Origin of the sequence: Ramlibacter sp. (genome assembly GCF_035706265.1) — a bacterium.
In the GTDB taxonomy this organism is placed as follows: domain Bacteria; phylum Pseudomonadota; class Gammaproteobacteria; order Burkholderiales; family Burkholderiaceae_C; genus Ramlibacter.
This window is the reverse complement of sequence record NZ_DASSVG010000160.1, coordinates 1-2,696: the sequence shown is the minus strand read 5'-3', so window position 1 is coordinate 2,696 and position 2,696 is coordinate 1. Positions and strand designations below refer to the sequence as shown.

Sequence of the window (2,696 nt, the reverse complement as noted above, 5' to 3'; positions counted from 1 at the left end):
GTCGGCAACCTCGTCGGGCGCACCCGCCTCGGCGCTGAAAAGTCCGGTGAAGTCGTCCGCCGCGCGGTTTCGGCCATGCAGCAGATCGAAAAGTCTTCAGGCGAGATCTCCAACATCATCGGCGTCATCGACGAGATCGCCTTCCAGACCAACCTGCTGGCGCTGAACGCGGCGGTGGAGGCCGCGCGCGCCGGCGAGCAGGGCCGCGGCTTCGCCGTGGTGGCCCAGGAAGTGCGCAGCCTCGCCCAGCGCAGCTCGGCGTCCGCCCGGGAGATCAAGCAGCTGATCGAGGAATCGGTCGGGCTGGTGCAGTCGGGCTCGCAGCTCGTCGGGCAGGCGGGCGGCGTCATGGACGAGATCATGCGCGCGGTGGAGCGCGTGACGGAGATCGTCGCCGCCATCACCGGCGCCTCGCAGGAGCAGAGCATGGGCATCGACCAGGTGAACCAGGCGATGGCGCAGATCGACCGCGTGACGCAGCAGAACGCCGCCCTGGTCGAGGAAGCCGCGGCCGCCGCCGAAAGCCTGGAGGACCAGGCCGCGCGGCTGGTGTCCGCGGTGGTCGAATTCAAGCTGGACGCCGCGCCGGCCGCGCTGCCGGCGGCCGAAAGCAAACCCGAGCCGCAGGAGCCGGGGGCCGCGGCCGGCCTGCTCAACTGGATCAAGCCGGCCCCCGCCCTCCAGGCGGCCGGGGCCGCCGAATGGAAAGAATTCTAGGAAAGGGAGAACGACATGCCTGTCATTGCCATAACCCGCGAAATGGGCTCGCTCGGCAAGGACGTCGCTCGCGGCGTCGCAGAGGCGCTGGGCATCCCGGTCATCTACCACGAGATCATCGACCACCTCGCCGACCGCATGCGGCTGCGCAAGAGCCACGTGATGCGCCTGCTCGACGGGCGTGCCGGGCTGCTCGAGCGCATGACCGCCGACCAGACCAGCCTGTCCATCTTCGCCGCCGAGGAGATCGTCAACGCCGCGCTGCAGGGCAACGGCGCCGTGATCCGCGGCTGGGGCGCCACCCAGCTCCTCAAGGACATGCCCAGCGTGGTGTGCGTGCGCGTGTGCGCGCCCTTCGAGGTGCGCAAGCAGCGCATGCTCGAGCGCCTCGGCTCGCCGGACGCCGAAAAGGTGGCCGACGAGATCCGCGACAACGACGAGGCGCACGCCGCGATCATGCTGCGGCACTTCGGCGTGGACTACGCCGATCCGGAGCAGTACGACCTGGTGCTCAATACGCAGCGCGTGAGCGTGCCCGAGTGCGTCGACCAGGTGCTGCGCCTGGTGCGCTCGCCGCAGTTCGCCGAGACCGACGCGGCGCGCCAGAAGCTGAAGGACCTGGCGCTGTCCTGGCAGGTGCGCGCCGCGCTGCGGCGCTCGCCGCGCACCCGCGACATGCGCGTCACCATCAAGGTGGCGGACGGCTGCGTGAGCTTCGACGGCGCCGGTTACGGCGCCGGCGAGCGCGCCGCCCTGCGCGAAGTCGCCGCCACCGTGCCCGGGGTGCGGGAGACCGAGGACCTGATGCGCACCATCAGCATGCGGGCCCGTTTCGCCTGACTTGCGGGCGGGATAGCCCGCCCGGCCTCCAAAAGGGCAGAATGAGCCTTTTGGAGGCCGCATGCCGATCACCGAACTGAACCACTATCTCCTGGTCGCCCGCGACCTGGAGCGCACCCGCGACTTCTACCAGAACGTGCTGGGGCTGGAGCTGGCCGAGCGGCCGGACTTCGGCTTCCCGGGCTACTGGCTCAAGACCGGCGACGACATCTGCGTGCACCTCGCCTCGCAGGAAGCGAACGAGACGCGCGACATGTTCCTGCTCAAGAAGCATCCCAGGGGCACGGCGGGCTCGGGCTCGGTCGACCACATCGCCTTCCTCGCCAGGGACCCGCGGGAGGTGCGCGAGCGCATCCAGCGCAACAAGGTGGAGATGCACTTCCGCAGCTTCCCGGACGCCAAGCTGTTCCAGATCTTCCTCAAGGATCCGGACGACGTCACCATCGAGCTGAACTTCCTCGGCGAGGTGGTGGATCCGAAGGAATGGGAAGGTAAGGGCTCGGCGTCGTCGATGAAAATCGAATCCGGAAAAGCGGTCAGGCAGGCGTAGCCGGTGCGCGGCGCGGTCTTCCTGGGCAACCGCAGGGTCGAGCTGCGGACCTTTCCCGATCCCACGCCCGGCCCGGGCGAGGTGGTGATCGAGATGAAAGCCTCGGGCATGTGCGGCAGCGACCTGAAGTTCTACCGCGCCGCCCCGGGGGAAGCGCAGAAGGCGCTGGGCCTGGGCGGCAACGCCGAGCCGTTCATCGCCGGCCACGAGCCCTGCGGCGTGGTGGTGGCGCGCGGCCCCGGCGTGCCGGAGCGCGAGGCGCCCATTGGCCAGCGGGTCATGGACCACCACTACGCCGGCTGCGGAGTCTGCCCGCATTGCCGCGTCGGCTGGTCGCAGCTCTGCCGCGCCGGCATCACGGTCTACGGGGTCACCGCCCACGGCGGCCACGCCGATTACCTCAAGGTGCCGGCGCGCACCCTGGTGCCGCTGCCCGAAGAGCTCAGCTTCGCCGCGGGCGCGGCCGTTGCGTGCGGCACCGGCACCGCCTACGGCGCCCTGAAGCGCCTTGACGTCTCCGGCCGCGACACCCTCGCCGTCTTCGGCCAGGGGCCGGTGGGCCTCTCCGCCACCATGCTGGGCACCGCGA

The 2,696-nt window shown here is 70.2% G+C and carries 4 protein-coding genes; all 4 read left to right on the top strand.

All coding sequences use genetic code 11. The features are described from left to right. Positions 1-717 (top strand): methyl-accepting chemotaxis protein (locus VFM98_RS06300; protein ID WP_325109052.1); only part of this gene is annotated, 717 nt, incomplete at its 5' end. 15 nt (positions 718-732) lie between these two features. Then, positions 733-1,557 (top strand): cytidylate kinase family protein, encoded by an 825-nt coding sequence (locus VFM98_RS06295; protein ID WP_325109051.1) that lies wholly within the window; start codon positions 733-735, stop codon positions 1,555-1,557. A 61-nt stretch (positions 1,558-1,618) separates the two neighbouring features. Beyond that, positions 1,619-2,107: a VOC family protein gene (locus VFM98_RS06290; RefSeq protein ID WP_325109050.1), complete on the top strand. Its 489-nt coding sequence runs from the start codon at positions 1,619-1,621 to the stop codon at positions 2,105-2,107. Between the two features lie 3 nt (positions 2,108-2,110). Next, positions 2,111-2,696 (top strand): alcohol dehydrogenase catalytic domain-containing protein (locus VFM98_RS06285; RefSeq protein WP_325109049.1); only part of this gene is annotated, 586 nt, incomplete at its 3' end.